The following is a 24,990-nucleotide window of genomic DNA, read 5'->3' on the forward strand; positions in this document are numbered from 1 at the left end:
GTCGCAACCCACCCCAGAGCGTCCGCTACAACTCGGCGGCCTCTTCGTGTAGCCGGGATCGGTGTTCCGAGCGCAGACGCGATAGCTCTTGCTCTCGCACAGCACGCACCTCGTCGCGGATCTTGCTCATGACGAACTCGCCGAGTGTGCAGCACAGATCCATCCGCTGGATGCACACCCCGACCATGAAGGGGCCGTGCTGGGCTCGGTAGAGCCGGATCCCGTAGTAGCCCTCCTCGCAATCGGTTTCATTGTTGAAACGGCAGCCTTCACAGGTTTGAGGCAGCCGTACGGGACGGATCGACTTGGCGTACAACGTGCGGCCGTCCGGCAGCCGGTAGCGGGTGCGCTGGTCCGAGGTGCCGGCCGTGAAGATGCGGTGCACGGGTACCGCTCCGACGGAATCCAGAACCTCCCGCATCGCGGCCAGCGACGCATCCCCGTCTTCGAGATTGATCAGCATGCGGACGGCGACATCGCGGCCGTAATCCTCGATGACCCGCAGCACGCGCGGGACGTGGCTGCGATCCGGCACCACGAGGTTGGCCGACACCTTGACGCCGTTGCGCAGTGCCGCGTCGATGGTGGCGTGCAAGGCCGTGATCTTCCGCTCCGCCAGCTTCACCGAACCGAGGCGCGGTGCCTGGACAGCGGCCAGTTCATCTGCCGTGGTGCCGAAGACCGAGAGATTGACCCGGTCGAGTCCGGCTTTCGCACAGTCCTTCAGCACGGCGGCACCGTTCTCGCCATTGGAAGTCAGCCCCACGGTCAGCCCCAGCCGACGCGCCTGGGCCACCAGGTCCGGGAGCCGGGGATGAAGGGTCGGCTCCCCACCGGTGAAGTGGACTTCGTCGGTCTCCACCGACCCCCGTAGGGCGGCGAGGGCAAGGGCGAAGTCAGTGCTGGGCTCGATCCTGGCGGGCAAGAAGGAGGCCCCATTAGTGCGCAGGTAGATGGATACTCGTCCGCTCTTGCCAGGAGAACCGATGTACTCGCCCGGTTGGCGGCCGGCATTGTCGGCGGCCACGGGGGTTCCCTCGTTGTGGCAGAATCCGCAGGCCAGCCCGCAAGCGTCGATGACCTTTACTCGAACTGTACGATCCGGCACCACGGAAACGGGCAGGCCGGTCAGATCTTCCGCATACACGGCGTACCTCTCATAGAGGCGGGAAACGCAGTTCTTCGATCTGCGTGAGATCGATTCCATGCCGGGCGTAGATTCCGAGGGCGTTCACAGCAGTCAGACTCTCCGGGTCCAGTCCGAGGATCTTCGATGTGGAGATGACGTCCTCGACACTGTCGCCCTCGATCTCCAAGTACGGCGGGATCAGCGGCCACGAGTCGATCTCAAGACGCACATCGTCCAGCACGTATGACACGCGCCGGTTCTCCTGGTACGCCTTCGCCGTGAAGCCCATCAGGTTCAAAAGGGCGTGCGTGTCCTCGAAATGGGAGACCGTGACCTCTTCCTCGTGCGTGCCGTCGATCGCATCGGAAACGATCTGCTTGACGCACAACGTGACCTCGGTTCCTGTGTCCCGCAGCCTGACCCAGCGCCCTCGTTCGCCCGGCACGACGTCGTACACGTACCGCCGCATAAGCCGGTCGGCGACATGCAGGCCACCTTCATTTCTGATCCGTGCGGTGATGGCCTGAACGTCGATGTCCAGTGCCTTGGCCTCGTACTCCGTGGTGCTCACAGCGTCTCCCATCTTGTGCTTCTCTGCGCGGGGGAGCCCTGTTCTGGGTTTACGGGGATCGTGCACAGGCTCCCAGCGCCGCCTACCGGCTGACTGCGAGTCCTTCTTGTCGCCGCCGCTGGGAGCTGGGTCGCAATCGTGCTTGCAGCCTCGGTCTCCGGCGCCGGCATGCGAAAGACGTCGTTCAGTTGTCGGGGGACGGCAGAACGAAACCCCCTCGTTCCTGGAAGTCGGGCCTACGTGCCTAGTACGCGTCAATCGCCGGCGCCGTCATCTGGTGGGATCTCCGTTCCCTTCTCGCCATTGGTTGGGATGACGAATCCCCGCTTCGGGCCAGGGGCGGGTTCTTCATCGGGAAACGTGGCCGCCAGAGCAGCCAGGGCGTCAGCGGTTACATCGCAGCGCGTCGCGTGGTCGGTTCTGTTGTACACGCGCCAGGCGACGGCGGGATTATTCGGATCTTCCGGGGCTACTACGCCGGGAATGTTGAGCTGCCGCAATACGGCCTGCACTCGACGGGCCTGCTGCGCGTCCATGCGATCTCCTTCCAGTATGGAGGTGAGCAGACTACTGGCTGCTTCCCCCGTCGCCTCCTGAGCAATGCGATGCGCAATTGCCCGGGTTGATCGGCCCGCATCCCCCGGGCTTCGGCGTGTGGGAACACTGGGCCGCTGTCGGAATCAGAGGTGCGGTCGGTCCCGTCCACAATTCCGTGTCCACGCTGTGCCCGGCGCGTTCGATGATGGTCACCGTGTGGACGAGTGCGCGTCGGTCGTGGCGCTCGGCGTCAGGGCGCTCGGGCCAGTGGTGAACGAATCGCCCGAGGTTCGCGCAGAGCTTCTTGTACAAGTTGGTGTGCAGAATCAGGGCATGCCATCCCTCGTCCACCACATTGGAGGGCGTGATTCTGTCGTTCGGGAACTGCGCTGCGGCTTCCACGAACTTGAGCGCTTCCGTGACGATCCTCTCGGCTGTACGTTTCTCCATGCCGGGGTTGTTGTCGATGACGGTGGCGACGACTCCCGTGAACGCGGCGGGGGTGAGTAACGCTCGTACGCCGTGCATGGTGTCTTCCTCCCTGTTGTGGCACGTCATGCCCCTCCAGGCGGAACAACCGATCACGCATTCTCCGCCGGGGGTTACGGTCCCTGGAATGGGGCCGCCTCTGTAGCCATGATCCGCCTTGCGTTCCGGAAGAGACAGGAATATTCACGTTCTTGGGTAATTATCACGACCGGTATTCCTCCGCCCACTGGCTCAGCATATTCCGAGCTTCGTCGCCGAAGAGCCCTTGCCTCTCGAACAGCTCAAAAATGTTCAGATGTTCGGCAATGTCACGAGGGTCTTGAAAGACGATTCTTCCGGTGAGATTCTCGACCGTCGCCAGTCGCCGGTCATAGACCGTGAAGGTGTTCAAAGGGCCACGGCTCACTGGTGAGCCGAAGGGTATGACGCCGATGCGCACATTGGGAAGTCGCGACAGCGATACGATGCGGTCGATCTGCACAGCTATCGCGAGACGCGGAACAATCGACCATCGGATCGCCTGTTCGGTCAGCAAGAAGGTGAATCGTTTGGTCGAGTCGTAGAGCACTGCCTGCCGTTCAAGCTTCTTCGCGACCGTTTTGGCGGCGTCCACGGGAGCGTGTTCAAGGCTCGCCCTGATGTACTCGGGCGTCGCCAACAGGCCCGTCACCATGGCAGGCAGGAAGTAGCGGAGTTCTGTGGCCTCTGTCTCCAGTACCGCCAGCTCCCCTTGTCGTCTCTCCAACCCCCTGCGCCAAGAGGCACGGTTGCTCTGCCATTCCGTGTTGGCGAGGCGTGCGAGTGCGGTGACCTCCGCCACGATCTCTTGGGGCGCTGAGAGAGCCCCAAGGATCAACTCAACATCGACAAGTCCAGGAGTAGCCCGAGCGGTTTCGATGTTGCTGAGCTTGGTTTGTGACATGTTGCAGCGCCGAGCCAGCCAGACCTGCGTCCGGCCGGCTCGCTTGCGCATCGTGCGAAGGGTTTCCGCCAGATCAGCCTTTGACTGTCCGAGCTGCGCGGGTTCAAACGCCAAGGACCTTCACGTACTCCTTGAAGGGCACGGCATGTTCCAGGGCGATACGTTTCCACTCGCGATAGGGGGCCGGATCGCCCTCGTATGTCTCGCGGTTGATCTGTGTTCCGTCCGGGCGGAAGTTGAGCTGGGCGATGCGTGTTCCGTCGAACATCCACCAGTCCTGGCCGGAGAGCGGCAGGCCGTAGTCCTCCGCAGTCACGTCCAGCACGCGGATGTCCTCGCCGGCCGCGATGTTGCCGGGGATGCCCCATGCGAACTGGTATCGCTGGTAGTCGGTGAGCGGCTGGCGCACGATGCGGACTCTCCCGATGCGTCGGCCGGATGAGATGTAGCCCTGTACCCGTTCGTGCCACCGCGCATTGTGCTCATGGGGCTTGGGCTCGCCCCGCAGGAAACGGGCAACGTTCTCCTGCTCTTTGGGCATGGTGTACGTGGGCTGTGCCTCGAACCGCCACGCCTCTTGATCGAACGCGTCGAAGTACTTCTCCCAATCCTCACCATCCAAGTGCACGGACGGCCTCCCTCAGCACGTGCTCGGGGACCTCGACCAGGCTCTCACCAGCAGGAGTGGTGAAGGCGCTGGAAACGTCGCCCTGGATGAGAAATGAACCACTCTGAGTCCGATAGACATTCGGACAGTCGTTGCTGTCACAAGGTGTGTCGTCGCCGTTCCCGCTGCCGCTACCTGTCAGGCGGATTAGCCCTTCACGTGCCATGCGTCCTCCTTGCGAGGCCGAGACGTTGCTCCCGGTCACAAGAAAGGTAGGTCGACCGGAGACGCCGGGTCCACCGCACCTTACGCATATTCGCGTTGTCGGGTAGATCCCGTCAGCCCCTGAGGCTGGTGAGGAACGTGGTCCAGGCGGCGGTGGGGATCAGGAGAATCTGATGGGGCTGTTTGCTGTCCCGGACCGGGACCGTGCCGGGAAAGCCGTCGGCGACCTCGACGCAGGCGCCGTTGGCCTGGCTCCTGCGCGAGGCCCTCCATATGGCGTCGTCGAGATCGGCGCTCTGCCCCTCTTGGGTACTCATAGTTCCCTCATCCTGTCTCGGATCAACCCAAGTGTCTGCGGCACACTGGCCGCGTTGGCCCGGAGATTATCGAACACGACCTGGTACGCCTGCGGATCGCCGCTATAAGGGTCGTCATTGGCTTCGGCGTACACCACGTCCGGATCCTCTTGATGAGTGAACCGCAGGATGATGAACGGTCCCACCAGTGTCCCCGGATGGGCGCCGATGGAGAAGGGGATGGCCTGCAACAGAACGTTGGGGCTGTCGGCCATGTCGAGGAGGTGGGCGAGTTGGGCGCGCATGACCTCGGGACCGCCCACCAGGCGGCACAGCGCGGATTCGTCCAGAACGGCGCGAAGCTGGATGGGGTTGTGCTGCGTGAGCAACTGTTGCCGCTGCATGCGGACATCGAGACGCTGTTCCAGTGCCTCGTCGGTGAGCCCGGGGCCGGTCGCGCGGTTGATGGCTTCGGCGTACTGGCTGGTCTGGAGGAGTCCGGGGATCACCGTTTCGTAGGTGAGGATGGTCTCCGCCTCAGCCTCCAGGCCGATGAAGGTGGTGTAGGGGATGTCGCTGTAGAGCTGCCACCATCCCTTCTTCCGGGCTTCCTTCGTGAGTATCGCCAGCTTCTCCCGCTGCGCCTCGTCGTTCAGCTGGTAGAGGTCCAGGAGCTTGGTCACGTCGGCCGGGGTGGGTGTCGAGCGGCCCGCTTCGAGGCGGGAGAGTTTGGAGGCCGACCACTTCAGGGACTTGGCCGCGTCGTTCCCCTTGAGGCCGGCTCCCTCCCGGAGCCGCTTCAGTTCGAGACCGAGGCGTCGTCGCCGCACCACAGGGCTGGATGTTGTCACGGCAGCAGTGTGCCACCAGTTGAGGTGCCGTCATACCAAGATGCAATTGCATGAGGATGTGGTGTTGCACTCAAGCCTGCAATTGGAGCATGCTGATCTGCGACGGTGCGCATCTGCTCCATGGCGCGCTGTGATGTCGGCGCGCCGGAGAGCGCACCGCTCTTCCCTCGCCCTGGAGGTGTGATGAGGAATCCGGTGCAGGTCGGTTACCGAAAGAACGTGTACGGGTGCTCGTTAATCGCCTGCGCGGTGGAGGTGGAGCGGTGGCGGTCCGTGGCTGGGGAGGTGACCCGGGCATGGGGCGGGTCGCGGGACGCCGTCGATCTGGTGCGGTTGGGGGTCAGTGAGCTGCTCGGCGATGTGGCGAAGCATGTCGAGAACCCGCGCTGCTATCTGCGGATGACGCGGATCGGGGTGGAGGTCACGGTGCAGGTCTTCGACCGGTCGGTGCGGTTGCCGGTGCTGGGGCATCGGGCGCCCGCCTGGGGCGCCGAAAGTGGGCGCGGGTTGTGGATGCTGCGGGAGATGGCGTGCGCGTTCGGGTGTGAGCGGACCGTCCGGTGTGCCGGGAAGATCGTCTGGTTCCGGTGCGCGCTGTGAACGTCTCGACGCAGGTGTGGATGCAGACCGACGTGATCTCCGGGTGGGCGGAGGAGGGGGAGTGCCTGATGTGCGGTCGGGGTGAGGTACTGGTGATGTGGCTGGGGCCGGTCGTCGGGTTCGGGCGGAGCCGGCCGTTCCACGCCTGCGAACCGTGTGCCGTGCGCCTGGCGCGGTGGGTGCGGGGGGCCGAGCCCGAGCCCTGTGAGCCGACCGCCGCCACGCACGGGGCATCGGGGTTCTCTCGGGGGTACGAGACCGCCGTCAACGCCGTCGCGGCCGTGACCATTGCCGGGGTGCTGTCCCTCAGCGGTGTAGCGGCCGGGTTGTGTCTGGGGGCGCGGTGACGCGGCCGGTGGGCCGGGGTGTGAGACGGGCCGGGCCCGGCGTCCACAGGGTGTGGATGCCGGGCCCGGCCCGTCACGGTCGAACGGCTCTGCCGTCCCGCTCAGCTCAGAAGCGGCGGGTGATCAGGGCCTTCTTCACTTCCTGGATGGCCTTGGTGACCTCGATACCGCGCGGGCAGGCGTCCGTGCAGTTGAAGGTGGTGCGGCAACGCCACACACCGTCGCGGTCGTTGAGGATCTCCAGGCGCTGCTCGCCGCCCTCGTCCCGGGAGTCGAAGATGAAGCGGTGCGCGTTGACGATCGCCGCCGGGCCGAAGTACTGGCCGTCGTTCCAGAACACCGGGCACGAGGAGGTGCACGCGGCGCACAGGATGCACTTGGTGGTGTCGTCGAACCGCTCACGGTCCTCGGCGGACTGGAGGCGCTCGCGGGTGGGCTCGTTCCCCTTGGTGATGAGGAACGGCATCACGTCGCGGTACGCCTGGAAGAACGGGTCCATGTCGACCACGAGGTCCTTCAGGACCGTCAGACCCTTTATCGCCTCGACCAGGACCGGCTTGGTGGCCACGCCGTCCTTGATCTCGGTGATGTCCTTGATCAGGGTCTTGCAGGCCAGCCGGTTGCGGCCGTTGATGCGCATGGCGTCCGAGCCGCAGATGCCGTGGGCGCACGAGCGGCGGAACGTCAGGGTGCCGTCGTTCTCCCACTTGATCTGGTGGAGGGCGTCCAGGACGCGCTCCTTCGGATCGATGCGGATCTCGAAGTCCTGCCAGCTCGCCTCGGCCGAGACCTCCGGGTTGAACCGGCGGATCCGGAAGGTGACGGTGACGAGGTGGCTGGAGTCCTGCCCGGGGGAGGACACCTTGTCCAGTGTCGGGGTGGCCATCAGTACTTACGCTCCATCGGCTGGTAGCGGGTGACGACGACCGGCTTGTAGTCCAGCCGGATCGACTCGTTGCCCTCGGCGTCGACCTCGCGGTAAGCCATGGTGTGCCGCATGAAGTTGACGTCGTCGCGGTCGGGATAGTCCTCCCGGTAGTGGCCGCCGCGGGACTCCTTGCGGGCCAGCGCGGAGACGGCCAGGACCTCGGCCAGTTCCAGGAGGTTGCCCAGCTCCAGGGCTTCGAGCAGGTCGGTGTTGAACCGCCGGCCCTTGTCCTGGACCGAGACGTGCTGGTAGCGCTCGCGCAGGGCCGCGATGGTCTCCACGGCCTCCTTGAGCGTTTCCTCGGTGCGGAAGACCATGGCGTTCTTGTCCATGGTTTCCTGGAGTTCGCGGCGGATGTCGTGCACCCGCTCGGTGCCGGTGGACTCCCGCATCCGCTCCACCTCGGTGGACACGAACTGCTCGGGGTTCTCCGGCAGGTCGACGAAGTCGGCGGTGGCCGCGTACTCCGCCGCGGCGATGCCGGCCCGGCGGCCGAAGACGTTGATGTCCAGCAGCGAGTTGGTGCCAAGACGGTTCGCGCCGTGGACCGACACGCAGGCGACCTCGCCCGCCGCGTACAGGCCGGGGACGACGTCCGTGTTGTTCGCCAGGACCTCGCCCTCGATGTTGGTGGGGATGCCACCCATCGCGTAGTGCGCGGTCGGCTGGATCGGGATCGGGTCGGTGTACGGCTCGATGCCCAGGTAGGTGCGCGCGAACTCGGTGATGTCCGGCAGCTTCGCGTCCAGCTGCTCCGGCGGCAGGTGGGTGAGATCCAGGTAGACGTGGTCGCCGTCGGGGCCGCAGCCGCGGCCTTCCCGGATCTCGGTGTAGATCGAGCGGGAGACGACGTCACGCGACGCCAGGTCCTTCATGACGGGCGCGTACTTCTCCATGAAGCGCTCACCGTCCTTGTTCCGCAGGATGCCGCCCTCGCCGCGCGCGCCCTCGGTGAGCAGGATGCCCATCTTCCAGATGCCGGTCGGGTGGAACTGGAAGAACTCCATGTCCTCCAGCGGCAGCCCGCGCCGCCACGCCGCCGCCTGGCCGTCGCCGGTCAGGGTGTGGGCGTTGGAGGACACCTTGTAGAACTTGCCGTTGCCGCCCGAGGCGAAGACGACGGCCTTCGCCTGGAAGACGTGCAGTTCGCCGGTGGCCAGCTCGTAGGCGACGACGCCGGCGGTCTTCTTGACCCCGTCGACCTCGTTGAGCAGCAGGTCCAGGACGTAGAACTCGTTGTAGAACTCCACGCCCTCCTTGACGCAGTTCTGGTACAGCGTCTGGAGGATCATGTGCCCGGTGCGGTCGGCCGCGTAGCAGGAGCGGCGCACCGGCGCCTCACCGTGGTTGCGGCTGTGCCCGCCGAAGCGCCGCTGGTCGATGCGGCCCTCTGGGGTGCGGTTGAACGGCAGGCCCATCTTCTCCAGGTCGAGGACGGAGTCGATGGCCTCCTTCGCCAGGATCTCGGCGGCGTCCTGGTCGACCAGGTAGTCGCCGCCCTTGATGGTGTCGAAGGTGTGCCACTCCCAGTTGTCCTCCTCGACGTTGGCGAGGGCGGCGGCCATGCCGCCCTGCGCCGCGCCGGTGTGGGAGCGGGTGGGGTAGAGCTTGGTCAGTACGGCGGTACGGCTGCGCTTGGTGGCCTCGATGGCCGCGCGCATCCCGGCGCCGCCCGCACCGACGATGACGGTGTCGTACTTGTGGATCTGCATGTGTTCGTCAGCCCCGGTGCGGTCAGGTGATGTTCGGGTCGAAGGTGAAGATCACCAGCGTGCCCAGCAGGACGGTGAAGATGGTCGCCGTGTAGAGCAGCATCTTCAGCCAGAAACGGGTGTTGTCCCGCTGCGCGTAGTCGTTGATGATCGTCCGCAGCCCGTTGGCGCCGTGGAGCATGGCGAGCCACAGCATGATCAGGTCCCACGCCTGCCAGAACGGGGAGGCCCAGCGGCCGGCCACGAAGGCGAAGCTGACCTTGGAGACGCCGCCGTCCAGCACCAGCTGGATCAGCAGGTGGCCCAGCACCAGGACGACGAGCAGGATGCCGGACAGGCGCATGAACAGCCAGCCGTACAGCTCGAAGTTGGTGCGGGTGGCCTTGGGCGTCTTGCCGGTGCGGGCCCGGGGCGGCTCGATGACCGGGGCGGGGTGGTCGGCGTCGTACCCCTCGTCCACGGTGATGGAATCAGTGGAAGACATCGTGCATCAGCTCCCGAACAGCTCACGGAAGGCGTGCGAGAGGACGGGGTACGCGGCCCCCGCCATCAGCACGACCCAGACGCCCACCACGGAATACAGCATGTGCTTCTGGTAGCGGGCGCCCTTGTTCCAGAAGTCGACGGCGATGACGCGCAGGCCGTTGAGCGCATGGAAGAGGACGGCGGCGACCAGTCCGTATTCCATGAACGCGACGAGCGGCGTCTTGTACACGGCGATGGTGTCGTCGTAGGCGTCGGGGGAGACGCGCACGAGTGCGGTGTCGAGGACATGAACGAACAGGAAGAAGAACACCAGGACACCGGTGACTCGATGAGCCACCCATGACCACATGCCTTCCCGGCCGCGGTACAGCGTTCCTGCCGGCACGGAAGAACCCTCCGAAGCGATTCGGGGCCTGCGGCGGCACTCCTGTCTGTCGAAGGGTCTCCGTCGGGCCCGGCCGGGTACGGTCCACCGGCCGCCCGCCATGCTATCGACGGGGGACCCCGTGTCGGACGCGGGGTCTAGGGTGTGATCAATCGCGCATGGATCTCATCCTTTCGCGTGAGCCATCCGCTGATCCGGTTACCGTCGTGAGTATGAAAAGCACGGTATGGCGGATATGGGCGATTGTCGCCGTCGTGGGGCTGATAGCCACCGCGACGGCACTTGTCGTCACGCAGCGGTCCGACGGCGGCGACACCGCCTCGGATCATCCGGACCCCACCCAGACCTCCCCCGCGGCGAATCTGCCCGACCCCGTACTGGCGGACGGCCCCACCGGTGACCTCCAGACCGTTCCCCAGGTCACTACCTGGGAGCCGGCCGACGGCCCCGGCTGGGCCCCCTCCGACACCACCCGGGTGGTCACCGAGTCCGGCTCGGACGCCACCGGCGCCGCCGACCGGCTGGCCGACGACCTCTCCGTGGACCGCGCCGACGACGGCGCCCGCGCCTCGGACGTCCTGCTCACGATTGACCCGAACGCAGGAACGGGCCCCGAGGGATATTCCCTCACCATCCGTGACCACCAGGTCACGATCACCGCCGAGACCGGGGCCGGCGCCTTCTACGGCACCCGCACCCTCGTGCAGTCCGTGCGCGCGGACGGCGGCCTCCCCGAGGGCTCCGTCCAGGACGCCCCCGACCGCGAGCAGCGTGGCCTGATGCTGGACACGGCCCGGAAGTTCTACTCGGCCGCGTGGATCGAGGAGCGGCTGCACGAGCTGGCCGACCTCAAGCTCAACGAGTTCCACCTGCACTTCAGCGACGACCAGGGCTTCCGCATCGAGAGCGAGAGCCACCCCGAGATCGTCTCGCGGGAGCACCTCACCAAGGACGAGGTCACCTCGATCGTCGAGCTGGCCGAGTCCCTGCACATCACCGTCATCCCCGAGATCGACTCGCCCGGACACCTGGGCGCGGTGCTCGACGCCAACCCCGACCTTCAGCTCAAGCGGGCGGACGGCTCGGTCTCCGAGGGCGCCATCGACATCTCCAACCCCGACTCCGCCGCCCTCATCGACGATCTGCTGCGCGAGTACGCCCCGCTCTTCCCCGGCGCGTACTTCCACGTCGGCGGCGACGAGTACCCGGCGCTGTACGCCTCCGACCCCGAGGCCACCTACCCGAACCTGGCCCGGGCCGCCGAGGAGCAGTACGGGGCCGGGGCGACCGTACGGGACCTGGCCACCGGCTGGATCAACGACCGCGCCGCGACCGCCCGCGAGCTGGGCAAGACCCCGCAGGTGTGGAACGACGGCATGCACGCCGGCGGCAAGGTGCAGCCCAGCGAGGACCGGCAGGTCACGTACTGGACCGGCCGCGAGATCGGCGCCCGCGAGCCGCAGGAGTACCTCGACCAGGGCTTCCCTCTGATCAACCTCAACTCGGCCTATCTCTACTACGTGCTCGGCGAGCCCAACGAGTTCACCTATCCCACGGGTGAGGCCATCTACAACGAGTGGACGCCCGACGTGGTGCGCGGCTCCACCGCGCTGCCCGAGGGCCAGGGCGGCCCGCAGAACGTGCTCGGCGCCCGCTTCGCGATCTGGTGCGACCTTGCCGACGCCCAGACCCCCGAGCAGGTCGCCGAGGGCATCCGGCTCCCGCTGGCCGCCATGGCGCAGAAGACCTGGCACGCCGGGGAACCCAGCGGCACCTGGGCGGAGTTCACCCAGCGGGTGGATGACGTCGGATGAGGGTGGGCTAGTCTCGGGCCCACAGAAAATGATCATGGTCGGCGTGCCGGGCGGACCGCCCGGGGCGCCGATGGCAGCCAGGGCCGCCACCCCCCACAGGAGAGGCCCCGGCTGCCGCGGCGGACCCACGCCTGGCGGGGCTCGGGTCCGCACCTCGTACAGCGTGCAACGGCCGGTTTCTGTTACCGGGTGGATACGTACAGATGCGCCATGGACTGAGCAGCACGGGAAGCGTAGCGTTCGGTATCCACAGCGCACAGTTACCAGCTCTGGAAACAGAACGGCGAAGAGTGCGGCGTGGAGGCCGCTAAGGGGGGCCGGAGTGCAGGCGCAGGTTCACTCGCAGGACCAGGTTCACGAACAGGTGGGGGAACCACGGCGGCGACCCGACCGCGCGGTGGTGGCCGACCGCCGGCTCACCGCCGCGGTACAGGCCGCGCAGGAGGGTGACGAGAGCGCCTTCCGCCAGGTCTTCCACGCGGTCCATCCACGGTTACTGGGCTACGTGCGCACCATGGTCACCGGTCCCGACGCCGAGGACGTGACCGCCGAGGCCTGGCTGCACATATCCCGGGACCTGTCGCGCTTCAGCGGCGACGCCGACCGGTTCCGCGGCTGGACCCACCGGATCGCGCGCAACCGCGCCCTGGACCACCTGCGGGCACGCGGGCGGCGTCCCCAGGAGTGCGGGGTGGAGGACGCCGGACTGATCGAGCTGCCGGCCGGGGTGGACACCGCCGAGGCCGCCATGGAGGCCGTTGCCACCTCCCGCGTCTTCGACCTGGTCGCCACCCTCCCCAGGGAGCAGGCGGGCGCCGTCGTGCTGCGCGCCATGCTGGGCCTGGACGCCAAGCGGGCCGCCGTCGTGCTGGGCTGCCGCCCCGGCGCGGTGCGCACCGCCACCCACCGGGGGCTGCGCCGGCTCGCCCAACTGGTCGCCGAGCGGCCCGAGCACGAGCCGGCGGGCGCGTCGCTTCCCGCCTCCCCGGCTGTTCAGCAGGCCAGGGGAGCGTCCTCGGCGGCCTCCGGGGCACCCGCCGTTCCGGCCCCGGTAACGAAATCCGGGCGCGCGGCGCAGTAAGAGGCAGGCCGACTGGTCATCGGCCCCGGGTCGACCCGAGGTCCCCCCGTACCTCTGGGTAGGCCCCTCGCGCGGGCGGGGTAGCTTTCCCCCTAGCCCCGTCCGCGCACTCCCTCCTCCACGCCGCTCCGACTCCTCCGCTCCTTCCCCGCGCGGTGCGGCGCTCGTTAAAGTCCCTGCCATGACGCGTGAGTCTGAGTCGGGCAAGCCGATCGATCCGGTATACGGCCCGGAAGCTCTCAAGGGCTGGGATCCAGCCGAAAAACTCGGCACCCCGGGCAGCTATCCGTACACCCGCGGTGTCTATCCCTCCATGTACACCGGCCGGCCGTGGACCATGCGCCAGTACGCCGGCTTCGGCACCGCAACCGAGTCCAACGCCCGCTACCGGCAGCTGATCGCCAACGGCACCATGGGCCTGTCCGTCGCCTTCGACCTGCCCACCCAGATGGGGCACGACTCGGACGCCCCGATCGCGCACGGCGAGGTCGGCAAGGTCGGGGTCGCCATCGACTCCATCGACGACATGCGGGTCCTGTTCGACGGCATTCCGCTGGGCGAGGTCTCCACCTCGATGACCATCAACGCCCCCGCCGCGCTGCTCCTGCTGCTCTACCAACTGGTGGCGGAGGAACAGGGAGTGCCGCCCGAGCGGCTCACCGGCACCATCCAGAACGACGTGCTCAAGGAGTACATCGCCCGCGGCACCTACATCTTCCCGCCCAAGCCCTCGCTGCGGCTGGTGTCGGACATCTTCCGCTACTGCAAGGCGGAGCTGCCCAAGTGGAACACCATCTCCATCTCCGGCTACCACATGGCCGAGGCCGGGGCGACGCCCGCGCAGGAGATCGCGTTCACGCTGGCGGACGGCATCGAGTACGTGCGCACCGCCGTCGCCGCCGGGATGGCCGTGGACGACTTCGCGCCCCGGCTGTCGTTCTTCTTCGTGGCGCGCACCACCATACTGGAGGAAATCGCCAAGTTCCGGGCCGCGCGCCGGATCTGGGCCCGCGTGATGCGCGAGGAGTTCGGCGCGGAGAACCCCAAGTCGCTCATGCTGCGCTTCCACACCCAGACCGCCGGGGTCCAGCTCACCGCGCAGCAGCCGGAGGTGAACCTGGTGCGGGTCGCCGTCCAGGCGCTGGGCGCGGTGCTCGGCGGCACCCAGTCGCTGCACACCAACTCCTACGACGAGGCCATCGCGCTGCCCACCGACAAGTCGGCCCGCTTGGCGCTGCGCACCCAGCAGGTGCTCGCGTACGAGACCGATGTGACCGCCACCGTCGACCCGTTCGCCGGCTCCTACGTCATGGAGTCGATGACCGACGACGTGGAGAACGCCGCCGTGGAGCTGCTGGAGCGGATCGAGGAGCGCGGCGGCGCCGTCGCCGCCATCGAACAGGGTTTCCAGAAGACGGAGATCGAGCGCAGCGCCTACCGGGTCGCCCTGGAGACGGACGCGGGGGAGCGGGTCGTCGTCGGCGTCAACCGCTTCCAGCTCGCCGAGGAGGAACCGTACGAACCGCTGCGCGTGGACCCGGCCATCGAGGCGCAGCAGGCCGCCCGGCTCGCCGCGCTGCGCGCCGAACGCGACCAGCCGGCGGTGGACGGCGCGCTGGCGGCGCTGCGCGCGGCGGCCGAGGACCCGCGGGCGAACGTCCTCTACCCGATGAAGGAGGCGCTGCGCGCCCGCGCCACGGTGGGCGAGGTTTGCAACACGCTGCGGGAGGTGTGGGGGGCGTACATCCCCTCGGAGACCTTCTGAGGGGGCCGCGGTGTGGCGGAAGGTGTGCGGGAGGTACGGAAGTTGCGCGGACGCGGCCCGGCCGCGCCGTGCGGGAGCACGGCGTGCCGGTCGATAGGATCCGATCCCTGACACCCGCTCACGAAAGGTGACTTCGCGGCTCCGTGCGGTGACCGCGCGGCGGTCGCGGCACGCTCCCGCACGACCGTGAAGGCTCTCCATGGCACGTCCTCCGTCCACTTCGGCACTGTGGCCCGTGGCCATGGTCGTCGCGCCGTGTGCGCCGGCCGCGCCGCTGGTCCTCGCGCTGCTGGCCGCCCCGTCCCGGTGGGCGATGGCGGCGGCGTGCGGCACCGGCGCCGCGGCGCTGCTCGGGCTGCTGCTCGCCCTGTGGCGCGCGCACCGCGCCACCGCCGCCGAACTGGCCCACCAGCGGGCGGAGACCGCCCGGCGGCTGGCCGAACTGGCCCGGCGCGACAAGCAGTGGCGCTCCTTCACCGACCAGCAGGCCGCGCTGCTGCGGCAGGAGTGCGAGCACCTGCTGACGGAACGGCTGCCCGCGGTCTTCCGCGGCCGCGAGGTGCCGCCCGTCAAGTACCGCGCCCAGCTGCCCGAGACCGTGGTGCGGGACTTCGAGCGGGTGGTCGCGGAGATCGCCGAACGGCTCGCGGAGCGCTCGGAGTCGCAGCGCCTGGCCATGGTGGCGCTGGCCGGCCGCGTACAGACCTCGGCGCACCGCATCCAGGCCGCCGTCACCACCTTGTCCGAACGGCACGGCCACGACCCGGACATCCTGGAGGCGGCGATGTGGGTGGACCACGCCGCCACCCAGCAGGCGCGGCACGCCCAGAGCCTCCAGGTGCTCGGGGGGAGTGGCCGGGCCAGCGCTGGGAGGAGCCGATGGCCCTGGTGGACGTGGTGCGCGCCGCCTCCGGCCGGATCGTCGCCTACCGGCGGGTGGAGGTGGCGGGCGAGCAGGACGTGGGCGCCGCCGCCCGGGTCGTCGAGCCGCTGATCCATCTGATCGCCGAACTCCTGGCCAATGCCACCGAGCACTCCCCGCCCCGGACCGTCGTCCCGGTGATGGTGCGCACCGTGCAGCGCGGCGCCGTCATCGAGATCGACGACGGCGGCCTGGGCATGGACGAGTACCGCATGGACCGGGCCCGGCAGATCGTCTCGGGGCGGCGGCCGGTGGCGCTGGCCGACGTGGGGGAGGTGCCGCGCACCGGCTTCGCGGTGGTGGGGCGGTTCGCCGCCCGGCACGGCTTCCAGGTGGACCTGTCGCCCTCCCCGTACGGCGGGGTGCGGGTGGTGATCCTCATCGGCCGGTCCGATCTCGCCACGGTGGAGCCGCTGGGCGCCGGCGGCGGCCGGGGCCGGCGGGAGCTCGGCCCGGCACCGGGCCGGCTCCCCGGCCCGGGCCGCGCGCCGCGTCGGGGGACCGGCCGGGGGCCCGGCACCGCTCCCCGTTCCGGCCGGGGGCTCGTCCAGGGCTCCGGCTCCGCTCCCGGTCTCGGCTCCGCACCTGGCCCCCGCCCCGGTCCTGGCCCCGCACCCGGCTCCGGCTCCGAACCCCGCCCCGGTACGCAGCCCGTACCGCAGCCCCGGCCGGAACATTCCGGCTCCGTCCCCCGGCACGCCAGGGCCCCGGAGCCCACCCCGCAGCACGGCCAGGACCCGGCACCCCCGCCCGTACGCCCCTCCGGACTGCCCCAACGCGCCTCCCGCCGCGGCGAGACGCTGCCCCGGCAGCCGTGGAGCGCACCGCCCGAACCGCAACAGACCCCCGAGGAGGCGGGGGACTGGATGGAGACCTTCCTCGCCGGTGGCGCCGCCGGAACCCCGGCCGGCCACACCGACCCCACCACCCACCCGAAAGGCTGAACGCGCATGCAGTACGTCGAAAGCCCCGAGCGGCAGAGCTGGATGATCTCCGAGGTGTCCACCGTGCCCGGCGTCAGACATGTCATCGTGTTCAGCTCGGACGGGCTGCTGCTCGCCTGCTCGGAGGGCATCGACCGGGACAGCGCCGACCGGCTGTCCGCGAACTGCTCCGGGCTGCAGTCCCTGGGCCGCAGCCTGGGCCGGGACTTCGGCGAGGAGGACGGCGCCGTCAACCAGCAGATGGTCGACTTCAGGGGCGGCTACCTGTTCATGCGCAGCGCGGCCGGCACCCATCTGGCCGCCGTCACCGGTCCGGTGGTGGACCCGGGCCTGGTGGCCCAGCGGATGCAGGCCCAGATTCTCAGGATCGCCGCCGTGCGCCCCGGCGGTGGCCCGCCCCCGCGACGGAACGCCTGATCGCCGATGAGTGAGAACGGCGGATACCGTGAGAGGGCGCTGCGGCCCTATGTGATCACCGGGGGGAAGTCGCGTCCGAGCCGTACCACCATGGGGGTGGAGACACTTCTGGTGCGGGCGGACACCGCCGGACCGCTGCCGGTGACGGCCACCCGGGAGATCAGGGCCCTGGTGCGGATGTGCGAGCGACTGCTCTCCCTCGCGGAGGCGGCCGCCCGTCTCCAACTGCCGCTCAGCCTGGTGAAGGTGCTCGCATCGGAACTGGTGGACGGCGGTTATCTGATCGCCCGCTCGGGAATCCCGCAGGCGGTACGCCCCGACAGGGAATTGCTACAGGAGGTTCTGGATGGTCTTCGCCGACTCCGCTGAGTCCGCGCCCGCCGCTGACCGCTATCTGCCGGACTCGGTGCGCCGGGCGGTGAAGGTCCTGGTGGTGGGCGCCTTCGGGGTCGGGAAGACGACGCTGGTGGGCTCGGTCAGCGAGATCGAGCCCCTGCGCACCGAGGAGGCGCTGACCGAGGCCGGGGTCGGCGTCGACGACCTCACCGGCATCGACGGCAAGCGGATGACCACCGTCGCCATGGACTTCGGCCGGCTCACGCTCAACTCGCAGCTGGTGATGTACGTGTTCGGCACCCCGGGACAGCAGCGGTTCTGGGAGCTGTGGGAGGGGCTGGCCGAGGGCGCGCTCGGCGCGCTGGCCGTGGTGGACACCCGCCGGCTGGCCGACAGCTTCGAGGTGCTGGCCCAACTGGAGCTGCGCGGACTGCCGTTCGCCGTGGCCGTCAACCAGTTCCCGGACAGCGCGGTGTACGCCACCGAGGAACTGCGCGGGGCCCTGGATCTGACCGAGGACACCCCCGTCGTCACCTTCGACGCCCGGGACCGGGCCTCCTCGATGGACGCGCTGGTCACCCTCGTCGAGTACATATCGGGCCCAGCCCACCCCCAGGGCGTCCCCGCCCCCGCCGCCGCCCCCGGGTGACCTGTTCACCGCCGGGGCCGCACCGCTTCACCTCGGCGGTGACCGGGAGCCGTCCGTCCGCCCCGTACCCGTCGCGTCCCGCGTCCGGGGCCGGGCCCCCGGTCAGCCGGGGACGTAGAGGCTCGCTCCCCGGCTGAAGACATCGTCGGCGCGGGATGGACGGCGCCCAGCACCCGGCCCCGGCAGTCCTCCGTGGCGAAGACGAGGACGGTGATGTCGGTGCCGTTCGCCACCGTCAGCGGCCGGACCGTCCCCGGGTAGCAGCCCTCACCGGGGTCGGTGTACCGGGTGTCGCCGACCGTCAGGGTGCCCTGCGCGCCACCGCCGGGGCCGCTAGCGCCAGCATCAGTGCCCCCGCCACCACCACCGCCGCCGTCATGGCCGACATGCGACGTACCATCGCGACCTCCACAAGGAGCAAGGAATCTGGTGGGTCAACCGCCCCCACCTGTTCCTCCCCTCCCGCCGGGCGCGGTGATCGCGAGGTCACCCGGATGTGCGGCTCCCCGGCGCGCCCGGCGTCGCGGGCCCGGCCGCGCGGGCCGCCACCCCGCGCCGCACGCCCCGCCTCGCCCCGCGCCGTCACCTTCCGGCGCCGTGGCTGAACGGCTCCCCACCGCAAGGTGAACGGGGGCTGTCCCGTAACCCAGTTGGTCGCACGGTGCCGATCCGTTCACCCTCTGTTGGTCATCAGTTGGCCCCTTCCTGGGGCGCGCTGCCTAGGTTCCCTGATGTGCCAAGTCCTTCCCCCCACGACCCGCCCCGCGTCGCCGTCCTGGCGGACTCCGACACCCGGTGGAAATGGGGTGCTCACACCGCCCGCCGGCTGGTCCCCGGCGCGATCCCGCAGGGCTTTCTGCTGCGCGGCCGGGCCACCCCCACCGCCCGGCAGCTGGCCGAGAGCGGCGCGGACGCGGGCGAGGCCCGCGAGATCACGGCCGCCGACTTCCTGACCGAACTGGGCCGCGGCACCCACCAGGTGCTGATCCTGGCCTGCGTGGGCGGCACCGTCCAGGCGCTGCTGCACGCCCTCGCGGACGTGTGGAAGGGCGACCAGCAGCGGCCCGTGGTCGTCACCGGCTACGTGGGCGTGGTCTACGAGAAGCTCACCGACGGCCTGCTGCTGCGGCACGGCGCCGACATGGTGCTGGCCAACAGCCCCTACGACGTACGGCGCTTCCGCGCGGTGTACGAGGGGGTACGGGCCGACGCCTCCGCCGTCACCGAGTGCGCGCTGCCCTTCCTCGGCGGTGCACGGCACGACGTGCGCCCGCGGGGGCAGGACCGTCCCTACCGGCTGGTGTTCGCCGTGCAGCCCTCGGTCCCCGGCAGCCGCGCCGACCGCGCGTACCTGCTGGAGCGGGCCATGGCGCACGCCCGCCGGCACCCCGGACGCGAGGTGATCGTCAAACTGCGCAGCAGGCCGGGCGAGCAGACCACGCACGTGGAGGAACTGCCCTACCAGCGGCTGGCGGAGCGCGCCCGCGACCGGCGGCCCGACAACTTCTCCCTCGCCTACGGCAACATGGGCGAGGTCCTGGACACCACCGACCTGCTGGTGACGGTCTCCTCCACCGCGGCGCTGGAGTCCCTGCACCGGGGCATCCCCACCGCGATCCTCACCGACCTGGGCATCCGCGAGCCGCTGGGCAACCACTACTTCACCGGTTCGGGCTGCTTCGCCTCCTGGGACGAACTCGACGCCGGGTACCGGCCCGAGCCCGAGACGGAGTGGCTGGCCGACCAGGGGCTGGCCGCCGACCCCGAGCAGGCGTACGGCCCGGCCCGCGAGCGGCTGAGCGCCCTGCTGGGCGCGCCGCGCCCGCCGCTGACGCCGTACTACACGCGGCGCACCGCCCCCGGCTATCTGCCCGGCATCCTCGCCCGCCACGACACGGTGGCCCCCGCCTCCACCCACCGCCTGCTGCGGCAGGCCGCCCGTGCCACGTACCGCACGGCGGCCCAGCGCATCGCGCCGATCATCCGCCGCTGGGGGCAGCTGTGACCGCCCCCGCACCCGGCACCCCCGGGCCCCGCACTCCCGACCACGACCACGACCACGACCACGAAAGCGATGTCATGCCCAACGTCCTGGCCGTCATACCCGCGCGCGGAGGCTCCAAGGGGGTGCCCGGGAAGAACCTCGCACCCATCGCCGACGCCCCGCTCGTGGTCCGCGCCGTCCGCGCCGCCCGGGCCGCGCGGCTGATCGGGCAGGTCGTGGTCTCCACCGACGACCCCGGCATCGCCGCCCTGGCCCGCTCCGCGGGCGCCGGCGTCGTCGAACGCCCCGCGCGGATCTCCGGGGACACCGCCACCAGCGAGGCCGCCGTCCTGCACGCCATGGACACCGTCGAACAGCGCGACGGCACCCCCCTGGACGTGGTCCTGCTCGTGCAGTGCACCAGCCCCTTCATCACCCCCGGCGACCTGGACGGCGTCACCCGCGCGGTGCTCGACGGAGCCGACTCCGCCTTCACCGCCGCCCCCTTCCACGGGTTCGTGTGGCGCGAGAGCGACCAGGGCGGACACGGCGTCAACCACGACAAGGCGTACCGGCCGCGCCGCCAGGACCGCCCGCAGGACTGGCTGGAGACCGGCGCCGCGTACGCCATGCGCGCCCCCGCCTTCCGCACCGAACGCCACCGCTTCTTCGGCCGCACCTCCCTGGTGCCCGCCGACCCCGCCCGCGTCCTGGAGATCGACGATCCGCACGATCTCGACCGGGCCCGCGCGCTCGCCCCGCTGCTGGACGGCACCGGCGGACGCCTGCCCGGCCGCGAGGACATCGACGCGGTCGTCATCGACTTCGACGGCACCCAGACCGATGACCGGGTGCTGATCGACTCCGAGGGACGGGAACTGGTCGCCGTGCACCGCGGCGACGGCCTCGGCATCGCCGCGCTGCGCCGCGCGGGGCTGCCGCTGCTGATCCTGTCCACGGAACAGAACCCGGTCGTCGCCGCCCGGGCGCGCAAGCTGCGCATTCCGGTTCTGCACGGCATCGACCGCAAGGACCTCGCACTCAAACAGTGGTGCGAGGAGCACGGGATCAACCCCGAACGCGTGCTCTACGCCGGCAACGACGTCAATGACCTGCCCTGCTTCGGCCTCGTCGGCTGGCCGGTGGCCGTCGCCGGCGCCCATGACGTCGTCACCGCCGCCGCCCGCGCCGTCACCACCGCCCCCGGCGGATACGGCGCGATCCGCGAGATCGCCTCGTGGATCCTCGGAAAGGAACTCCACACCTCATGACCACCAGCAACCGCCTCCGTCAGCTCGGCGACCGTGTCGTGGGCCCCGGCCGCCCCGTGTACGTCACCGGTGAGATCGGCATCAACCACAACGGTGACCTGGACAACGCCTTCGCCCTGATCGACGCCGCCGTCGAGGCCGGCTGCGACGCCGTGAAGTTCCAGAAGCGCACCCCGGAGATCTGCACCCCGCGCGACCAGTGGGACATCGAGCGCGACACCCCCTGGGGCCGGATGACGTACATCGACTACCGGCACCGGGTCGAGTTCGACGCGGACGACTACGCCGCCATCGACGCGTACTGCAAGAAGCACGGCATCCACTGGTTCGCCTCCCCGTGGGACACCGAGGCCGTCGACTTCCTGGAGAAGTTCGACGTGCCCGCCCACAAGGTGGCCTCCGCCTCGCTCACCGACGACGACCTGCTGCGGGCCCTGCGCGCCACCGGCAAGACCGTCATCCTGTCCACCGGCATGTCCACCCCGCGGCAGATCCGGCACGCGGTCGAGGTCCTGGGCTCGCAGAACATCCTGCTCTGCCACGCCACCAGCACCTACCCGGCCAAGGCCGACGAGCTGAACCTGCGCGTCATCAACACCCTCCAGGCCGAGTACCCCAACGTCCCGATCGGCTACTCCGGCCACGAGACCGGCCTGCAGACCACCCTCGCCGCGGTCGCCCTCGGCGCCGTCTTCGTCGAGCGCCACATCACCCTGGACCGCGCCATGTGGGGCTCGGACCAGGCCGCCTCCGTCGAGCCGCAGGGCCTGACCCGCATGGTGCGCGACATCCGCACCATCGAGGAGTCCCTGGGCGACGGCGTCAAGAAGGTGTACGACAGCGAGCTGGCCCCCATGAAGAAGCTGCGCCGCGTCAAGGGCGTGGTCGCCGAGGGCGCCGAGACCGGCGAGCGCGAGCCCGCCAACGCCTGACCCGCAGCACCACCGCAACCCACGGAAGGGCGGAGAAGATGACGACCGACGAGACGCTGGCGTTCGCCGAGAGCCCGGTCCAGCTGCTGAACATACTGGAGTGGGCGCACGTCCACCCCGGCGCCCGCACGGTCGTCATCCTGCCCCCGCACGACCCCATCTCCCGGGGCCAGCTGCGCCGGATGGCCCAGCTGGCCCGGGACGAGGGGCACCGCGTGCTGTGGCAGGAGGCGCGCGGCGGGGCGGTCAAGCCCTCCCGCGCCCTGGCCGCCCTCGCCGGGCCGCTGCGCCGGGCGAAGCTGCTGCTGATCGGGGACCCGTTCTCCCGCTACCTCCAGCTGCTGCTGTCCATGGCCCGGCGCTGCGACGTGGTCGTGGTGGACGACGGCACCGCCACCATGGAGTTCACCGCGCAGCTGGCTCGCGGCGAGCGGCTGGTGCGCTGGCACCGCACCGCACCCTCCGGGGCGCGCGCCGCGCTGTTCGCGCCGGTGGCCAAGCGCGCGGTGCGGCGCCTCACCCCGGCCACCGGGGTGGGGGTGGAGGTCTTCACCGCGATGCCGGTGGATCCCCCCGAGGGCGTCGCCGTCACCGCCAACACCCTGGCCTGGACCCGGGACCGCTTCGGCCCGCCCCGGGTCGCCGAGGGCGCCGACCTGGTCGGCACCTCGCTGGTGGAGACCGGCGTGCTGCACGAGGACCGCTATCTGAGCGCGGTCGCCGAACTGGCCGACCGGCACGGCGTGGCCCGCTACTACGCGCACCGCAAGGAGAGCGCCGAGAAGCTGCGCCGGGTGGAGCGCGAGGCCGGCCTGGAGATCGTCCGGCCCGACCTGCCGCTGGAACTGGTCGCGCGGCGCGGTCCCGTCGGCTCCAAGATCCTCTCCTTCCCCTCCACCGTCGTGCACACCCTGCCGCTGGTGCTGTCGGACACCAGCACCGAGATCGTGGTGTGCGACGTGTCGCCCGGCTGGTTCACGGACCGGGTCACCGAGCGGGCCAGCGGCTTCCTGTCCGCCGTCACCAACACGGCGCGCGGCGCCCACGGACTGAGCTTTCTCCCCGCCCCTCACTGAGGAGGGGGCCCCGGAGGAACACGAGAGACCCGCGACACCCGACCCGCGCTGAGCCCGGCCGGCCCGGCGGCCGGCGCGGGACCGGCGGCTACGGCTGCTCGTCCGCCGGTCGCGCGGCGGTCGCGATCACCTCGTCCAGCAGGGCCCGGGAGCGCCGCAGGTCCTCGATCATGCGGTCGATGCGGGCGCGCTCCCAGGTCAGCTCGGTCATCAGATAGGTGTCCGCCGTCGCGGCGGCCCGCCCGTCGCTGTCGCGCATGCAGGGCAGCAGCTTGGCGATCTTCTCGCTGCACAGCCCCGCCGCGTACAGCGTCTGGATCCGGGCGACCCGGTCCGCCGCGCCCTCGGCGTACTCCCGGTGCCCGCCGGGGGTCCGCCCGGCGGAGAGCAGGCCCTCCTGCTCGTAGTAGCGCAGCGAGCGCTCGCTCACTCCCGTGCGGCGGGCCAGTTCACCGATACGCATGACGCAGGTCACACCTTCCGGGCTTGAATCTGACATCGATGAGAAGTTCTACGGTACCGGCATGACCACCGACACCGGTACCGCCACCGACGCCCGAACCGCCGCCGCGTCCGACCTGCTCGCCCCCGCCCGGCTCGGCGCGCACCCGCTGGCCAACCGCCTCGTCATGGCCCCCATGACCCGTAACCGCGCCGAGCCCGACGGCACCCCCACCGCGCTGATGGCCGAGTACTACGCCCAGCGCGCCTCCGCCGGACTGATCATCGCCGAGGCGTCCGCCCCCAGCCCCGTCGGCCACACGTACCCGAACATCACCGCCCTGTACACCGACCGGCACACCGCCGGCTGGCGCCGCGTCACCGACGCCGTCCGGGCGGCCGGCGGCGGCCCGCTGTTCCTCCAGATCCAGCACGGCGGCCGGGTCGGCCACCCCGCCACCAGCGGCCACACCCCGATCGCCCCCTCGCCGCTCCCGCTGCCCGAGACCATCCACACCCCGACCGGGCGCCGGGCCGCCGTCACCCCGCGCGAGATGACCGCCGCCGACATCCGGCAGACCGTCGGCGACTTCGCCGCCACCGCCCGCCGCGCCGTCGACGCCGGCTTCGACGGGGTCGAGGTGCACAGCGCCAACGGCTACCTGCTGCACCAGTTCCTCGCCGGCGGCACCAACCGGCGCACCGACGCCTACGGCGGCACCGTCGCGGCCCGGATCCGCTTCACCGCCGAGGTGGTGGCCGCCGTCGCCGACGCCATCGGCGCCGAACGCACCGGGCTGCGCGTCTCCCCCCTGCACGCCGTCAACGGCGTCGAGGAGTCCGAGACCGAGGCCGCGGCGCTCTACCCCGCCCTGCTGGCGGCCACCGCCGGCGCCGGCCCGGCCTACCTGCACCTCGCCTTCGCCGACCCCGCGCACCCGCTCTTCGCCCGGCTGCGCGCGCTGTGGGCCGGCACCCTCATCGCCAACCCGGTGCTGCCCGCCGACCGGATCCCGGCGGACGGCGGCCTGGCCGCCGCCCGAGCGCTGCGTGCCGCCGGCGCCGACCTCGTCGCGCTCGGCCGCCCCTTCCTCGCCAACCCCGACCTCGTCGAGCGGCTGCGCACCGGCGCCCCGGTCAATCCCGTACGCGACCGCTACGCCATGTACACCGGCGGCGCCCTCGGCTACACCGACTATCCCGTGCTCCCGTCGGGGCGCACCGCGGACCGGAAGAAATAAAAAACAGTCATACCCAGTCAGTTGCGACCGCA

Annotated in this window: 29 protein-coding genes; 15 read left to right on the forward strand and 14 right to left on the reverse strand. The window is 70.1% G+C overall.

Features of this window, described 5'->3' with window-relative positions; all coding sequences use genetic code 11:
* Nucleotides 1-25: 25 nt before the first annotated feature.
* The 9 genes from SXIM_RS17045 to SXIM_RS17085 all read right to left on the reverse strand — a co-directional run bounded on the left by SXIM_RS17045 (nt 26) and on the right by SXIM_RS17085 (nt 5,627).
* A complete protein-coding gene (locus SXIM_RS17045; protein WP_046724611.1) occupies nt 26-1,147 on the reverse strand; it encodes a radical SAM protein in 1,122 nt (373 codons plus the stop codon).
* A gap of 10 nt (nt 1,148-1,157) precedes the next feature.
* Nucleotides 1,158-1,700 carry a CYTH domain-containing protein gene (locus tag SXIM_RS17050; protein ID WP_078847099.1) on the reverse strand — a complete coding sequence of 181 codons (543 nt, stop codon included), beginning with the start codon at nt 1,698-1,700 and terminating at the stop codon, nt 1,158-1,160.
* 254 nt (nt 1,701-1,954) lie between these two features.
* A complete protein-coding gene (locus SXIM_RS17055; RefSeq protein WP_078846954.1) occupies nt 1,955-2,236 on the reverse strand; it encodes a hypothetical protein in 282 nt (93 codons plus the stop codon).
* A 31-nt stretch (nt 2,237-2,267) separates the two neighbouring features.
* Entirely contained in the window at nt 2,268-2,765 is a 498-nt protein-coding gene (locus SXIM_RS17060; protein WP_053116335.1) for a glycine-rich domain-containing protein, read from the reverse strand.
* Nucleotides 2,766-2,928: 163 nt separating this feature from the next.
* Entirely contained in the window at nt 2,929-3,762 is an 834-nt protein-coding gene (locus SXIM_RS17065) for a helix-turn-helix domain-containing protein (RefSeq protein ID WP_046724614.1), read from the reverse strand.
* On the reverse strand, nt 3,752-4,276 hold the full coding sequence (locus SXIM_RS17070) for a DUF6879 family protein (protein WP_046724615.1): 525 nt from the start codon (nt 4,274-4,276) through the stop codon (nt 3,752-3,754). The genes SXIM_RS17065 and SXIM_RS17070 overlap by 11 nt, the downstream gene beginning before the upstream one ends.
* Nucleotides 4,260-4,481, reverse strand: a complete 222-nt coding sequence (locus tag SXIM_RS28190; RefSeq protein ID WP_078635260.1) for a hypothetical protein — start codon at nt 4,479-4,481, stop codon at nt 4,260-4,262. The genes SXIM_RS17070 and SXIM_RS28190 overlap by 17 nt, the downstream gene beginning before the upstream one ends.
* 112 nt (nt 4,482-4,593) lie before the next feature.
* Nucleotides 4,594-4,797 carry a DUF397 domain-containing protein gene (locus SXIM_RS17080; RefSeq protein WP_030728819.1) on the reverse strand — a complete coding sequence of 68 codons (204 nt, stop codon included), beginning with the start codon at nt 4,795-4,797 and terminating at the stop codon, nt 4,594-4,596.
* Nucleotides 4,794-5,627 (reverse strand): helix-turn-helix domain-containing protein, encoded by an 834-nt coding sequence (locus tag SXIM_RS17085; RefSeq protein WP_043177059.1) that lies wholly within the window; start codon nt 5,625-5,627, stop codon nt 4,794-4,796. Before SXIM_RS17085 ends, SXIM_RS17080 begins: the two co-directional genes overlap by 4 nt.
* A 183-nt stretch (nt 5,628-5,810) precedes the next feature.
* Here SXIM_RS17085 and SXIM_RS17090 point away from each other — a divergent pair, with 183 nt between their 5' ends.
* Together SXIM_RS17090 and SXIM_RS17095 are read left to right on the forward strand one after the other, a co-directional pair.
* Nucleotides 5,811-6,227 carry an ATP-binding protein gene (locus SXIM_RS17090; protein WP_342783605.1) on the forward strand — a complete coding sequence of 139 codons (417 nt, stop codon included), beginning with the start codon at nt 5,811-5,813 and terminating at the stop codon, nt 6,225-6,227.
* Complete coding sequence (locus SXIM_RS17095; protein ID WP_078635341.1) at nt 6,224-6,574, forward strand: hypothetical protein; 351 nt, start codon at nt 6,224-6,226, stop codon at nt 6,572-6,574. The genes SXIM_RS17090 and SXIM_RS17095 overlap by 4 nt, the downstream gene beginning before the upstream one ends.
* A 106-nt stretch (nt 6,575-6,680) precedes the next feature.
* On the opposite strand, the gene SXIM_RS17100 is transcribed toward SXIM_RS17095, so the two are convergent.
* From SXIM_RS17100 to sdhC, 4 genes are read right to left on the reverse strand one after another with little or no spacing between them, the layout of a single operon-like run.
* Nucleotides 6,681-7,460, reverse strand: a complete 780-nt coding sequence (locus tag SXIM_RS17100) for a succinate dehydrogenase iron-sulfur subunit (RefSeq protein ID WP_030728811.1) — start codon at nt 7,458-7,460, stop codon at nt 6,681-6,683.
* On the reverse strand, nt 7,460-9,214 hold the full coding sequence (sdhA, locus tag SXIM_RS17105) for a succinate dehydrogenase flavoprotein subunit (protein ID WP_030728809.1): 1,755 nt from the start codon (nt 9,212-9,214) through the stop codon (nt 7,460-7,462). Before sdhA ends, SXIM_RS17100 begins: the two co-directional genes overlap by 1 nt.
* 22 nt (nt 9,215-9,236) lie before the next feature.
* On the reverse strand, nt 9,237-9,698 hold the full coding sequence (locus tag SXIM_RS17110; RefSeq protein ID WP_030728806.1) for a succinate dehydrogenase hydrophobic membrane anchor subunit: 462 nt from the start codon (nt 9,696-9,698) through the stop codon (nt 9,237-9,239).
* A 6-nt stretch (nt 9,699-9,704) separates the two neighbouring features.
* A complete protein-coding gene (gene sdhC / locus SXIM_RS17115) occupies nt 9,705-10,085 on the reverse strand; it encodes a succinate dehydrogenase, cytochrome b556 subunit (protein ID WP_078635258.1) in 381 nt (126 codons plus the stop codon).
* Nucleotides 10,086-10,297: 212 nt separating this feature from the next.
* Between sdhC and SXIM_RS17120 the strand changes: the two genes are divergently transcribed.
* The 12 genes from SXIM_RS17120 (at nt 10,298) to SXIM_RS17180 (ending at nt 23,276) form a co-directional block, all read left to right on the forward strand.
* Entirely contained in the window at nt 10,298-11,899 is a 1,602-nt protein-coding gene (locus SXIM_RS17120; RefSeq protein ID WP_078846955.1) for a family 20 glycosylhydrolase, read from the forward strand.
* A gap of 397 nt (nt 11,900-12,296) precedes the next feature.
* Nucleotides 12,297-12,980 (forward strand): RNA polymerase sigma factor, encoded by a 684-nt coding sequence (locus SXIM_RS17125; RefSeq protein ID WP_046725735.1) that lies wholly within the window; start codon nt 12,297-12,299, stop codon nt 12,978-12,980.
* A 181-nt stretch (nt 12,981-13,161) separates the two neighbouring features.
* Nucleotides 13,162-14,745: an acyl-CoA mutase large subunit family protein gene (locus SXIM_RS17130; RefSeq protein ID WP_030728795.1), complete on the forward strand. Its 1,584-nt coding sequence runs from the start codon at nt 13,162-13,164 to the stop codon at nt 14,743-14,745.
* 199 nt (nt 14,746-14,944) lie between these two features.
* Nucleotides 14,945-15,739 carry a hypothetical protein gene (locus SXIM_RS17135; protein WP_148236128.1) on the forward strand — a complete coding sequence of 265 codons (795 nt, stop codon included), beginning with the start codon at nt 14,945-14,947 and terminating at the stop codon, nt 15,737-15,739.
* On the forward strand, nt 15,625-16,611 hold the full coding sequence (locus SXIM_RS28575; protein ID WP_053116234.1) for an ATP-binding protein: 987 nt from the start codon (nt 15,625-15,627) through the stop codon (nt 16,609-16,611). The genes SXIM_RS17135 and SXIM_RS28575 overlap by 115 nt, the downstream gene beginning before the upstream one ends.
* Before the next feature lie 6 nt (nt 16,612-16,617).
* Nucleotides 16,618-17,028, forward strand: a complete 411-nt coding sequence (locus SXIM_RS17145) for a roadblock/LC7 domain-containing protein (RefSeq protein WP_030728791.1) — start codon at nt 16,618-16,620, stop codon at nt 17,026-17,028.
* Nucleotides 17,029-17,034: 6 nt separating this feature from the next.
* Nucleotides 17,035-17,397: a DUF742 domain-containing protein gene (locus SXIM_RS17150; RefSeq protein WP_030728787.1), complete on the forward strand. Its 363-nt coding sequence runs from the start codon at nt 17,035-17,037 to the stop codon at nt 17,395-17,397.
* Nucleotides 17,375-18,013 (forward strand): GTP-binding protein, encoded by a 639-nt coding sequence (locus SXIM_RS17155; RefSeq protein ID WP_046724616.1) that lies wholly within the window; start codon nt 17,375-17,377, stop codon nt 18,011-18,013. The genes SXIM_RS17150 and SXIM_RS17155 overlap by 23 nt, the downstream gene beginning before the upstream one ends.
* Nucleotides 18,014-18,746: 733 nt before the next feature.
* Nucleotides 18,747-20,018 carry a DUF6716 putative glycosyltransferase gene (locus SXIM_RS17165; RefSeq protein WP_046724617.1) on the forward strand — a complete coding sequence of 424 codons (1,272 nt, stop codon included), beginning with the start codon at nt 18,747-18,749 and terminating at the stop codon, nt 20,016-20,018.
* Nucleotides 20,019-20,092: 74 nt separating this feature from the next.
* The gene (locus SXIM_RS17170) at nt 20,093-21,268 is read left to right on the forward strand and encodes an acylneuraminate cytidylyltransferase (protein ID WP_030728778.1); all 1,176 of its coding nucleotides are present in this window, start codon (nt 20,093-20,095) and stop codon (nt 21,266-21,268) included.
* The gene (locus SXIM_RS17175; protein ID WP_030728776.1) at nt 21,265-22,200 is read left to right on the forward strand and encodes an N-acetylneuraminate synthase family protein; all 936 of its coding nucleotides are present in this window, start codon (nt 21,265-21,267) and stop codon (nt 22,198-22,200) included. Before SXIM_RS17170 ends, SXIM_RS17175 begins: the two co-directional genes overlap by 4 nt.
* Before the next feature lie 38 nt (nt 22,201-22,238).
* The gene (locus SXIM_RS17180) at nt 22,239-23,276 is read left to right on the forward strand and encodes a hypothetical protein (protein ID WP_046724618.1); all 1,038 of its coding nucleotides are present in this window, start codon (nt 22,239-22,241) and stop codon (nt 23,274-23,276) included.
* Between the two features lie 88 nt (nt 23,277-23,364).
* Here SXIM_RS17180 and SXIM_RS17185 read toward each other — a convergent pair whose 3' ends face one another.
* Nucleotides 23,365-23,739 (reverse strand): MerR family transcriptional regulator, encoded by a 375-nt coding sequence (locus SXIM_RS17185; protein WP_030728765.1) that lies wholly within the window; start codon nt 23,737-23,739, stop codon nt 23,365-23,367.
* Nucleotides 23,740-23,800: 61 nt separating this feature from the next.
* Between SXIM_RS17185 and SXIM_RS17190 the strand changes: the two genes are divergently transcribed.
* Nucleotides 23,801-24,958, forward strand: a complete 1,158-nt coding sequence (locus SXIM_RS17190; RefSeq protein ID WP_046724619.1) for an oxidoreductase — start codon at nt 23,801-23,803, stop codon at nt 24,956-24,958.
* Nucleotides 24,959-24,990 lie beyond the last annotated feature (32 nt).

The organism is Streptomyces xiamenensis, assembly GCF_000993785.3.
GTDB lineage: Bacteria > Actinomycetota > Actinomycetes > Streptomycetales > Streptomycetaceae > Streptomyces > Streptomyces xiamenensis.

Coding starts and splice junctions, on each gene's coding strand:
- SXIM_RS17055 (WP_078846954.1), bottom strand. CDS start 2,236: ATGGACGCGCAGCAGGCCCGTCGAGTGCAGGCCGTATTGCGGCAGCTC.
- SXIM_RS17060 (WP_053116335.1), bottom strand. CDS start 2,765: ATGCACGGCGTACGAGCGTTACTCACCCCCGCCGCGTTCACGGGAGTC.
- SXIM_RS28190 (WP_078635260.1), bottom strand. CDS start 4,481: ATGGCACGTGAAGGGCTAATCCGCCTGACAGGTAGCGGCAGCGGGAAC.
- SXIM_RS17080 (WP_030728819.1), bottom strand. CDS start 4,797: ATGAGTACCCAAGAGGGGCAGAGCGCCGATCTCGACGACGCCATATGG.
- SXIM_RS17090 (WP_342783605.1), top strand. CDS start 5,811: ATGAGGAATCCGGTGCAGGTCGGTTACCGAAAGAACGTGTACGGGTGC.
- SXIM_RS17100 (WP_030728811.1), bottom strand. CDS start 7,460: ATGGCCACCCCGACACTGGACAAGGTGTCCTCCCCCGGGCAGGACTCC.
- sdhA (WP_030728809.1), bottom strand. CDS start 9,214: ATGCAGATCCACAAGTACGACACCGTCATCGTCGGTGCGGGCGGCGCC.
- SXIM_RS17110 (WP_030728806.1), bottom strand. CDS start 9,698: ATGTCTTCCACTGATTCCATCACCGTGGACGAGGGGTACGACGCCGAC.
- SXIM_RS17120 (WP_078846955.1), top strand. CDS start 10,298: ATGAAAAGCACGGTATGGCGGATATGGGCGATTGTCGCCGTCGTGGGG.
- SXIM_RS17130 (WP_030728795.1), top strand. CDS start 13,162: ATGACGCGTGAGTCTGAGTCGGGCAAGCCGATCGATCCGGTATACGGC.
- SXIM_RS17135 (WP_148236128.1), top strand. CDS start 14,945: ATGGCACGTCCTCCGTCCACTTCGGCACTGTGGCCCGTGGCCATGGTC.
- SXIM_RS28575 (WP_053116234.1), top strand. CDS start 15,625: ATGGCCCTGGTGGACGTGGTGCGCGCCGCCTCCGGCCGGATCGTCGCC.
- SXIM_RS17145 (WP_030728791.1), top strand. CDS start 16,618: ATGCAGTACGTCGAAAGCCCCGAGCGGCAGAGCTGGATGATCTCCGAG.
- SXIM_RS17150 (WP_030728787.1), top strand. CDS start 17,035: ATGAGTGAGAACGGCGGATACCGTGAGAGGGCGCTGCGGCCCTATGTG.
- SXIM_RS17155 (WP_046724616.1), top strand. CDS start 17,375: ATGGTCTTCGCCGACTCCGCTGAGTCCGCGCCCGCCGCTGACCGCTAT.
- SXIM_RS17170 (WP_030728778.1), top strand. CDS start 20,093: ATGCCCAACGTCCTGGCCGTCATACCCGCGCGCGGAGGCTCCAAGGGG.
- SXIM_RS17175 (WP_030728776.1), top strand. CDS start 21,265: ATGACCACCAGCAACCGCCTCCGTCAGCTCGGCGACCGTGTCGTGGGC.
- SXIM_RS17180 (WP_046724618.1), top strand. CDS start 22,239: ATGACGACCGACGAGACGCTGGCGTTCGCCGAGAGCCCGGTCCAGCTG.
- SXIM_RS17185 (WP_030728765.1), bottom strand. CDS start 23,739: ATGCGTATCGGTGAACTGGCCCGCCGCACGGGAGTGAGCGAGCGCTCG.
- SXIM_RS17190 (WP_046724619.1), top strand. CDS start 23,801: ATGACCACCGACACCGGTACCGCCACCGACGCCCGAACCGCCGCCGCG.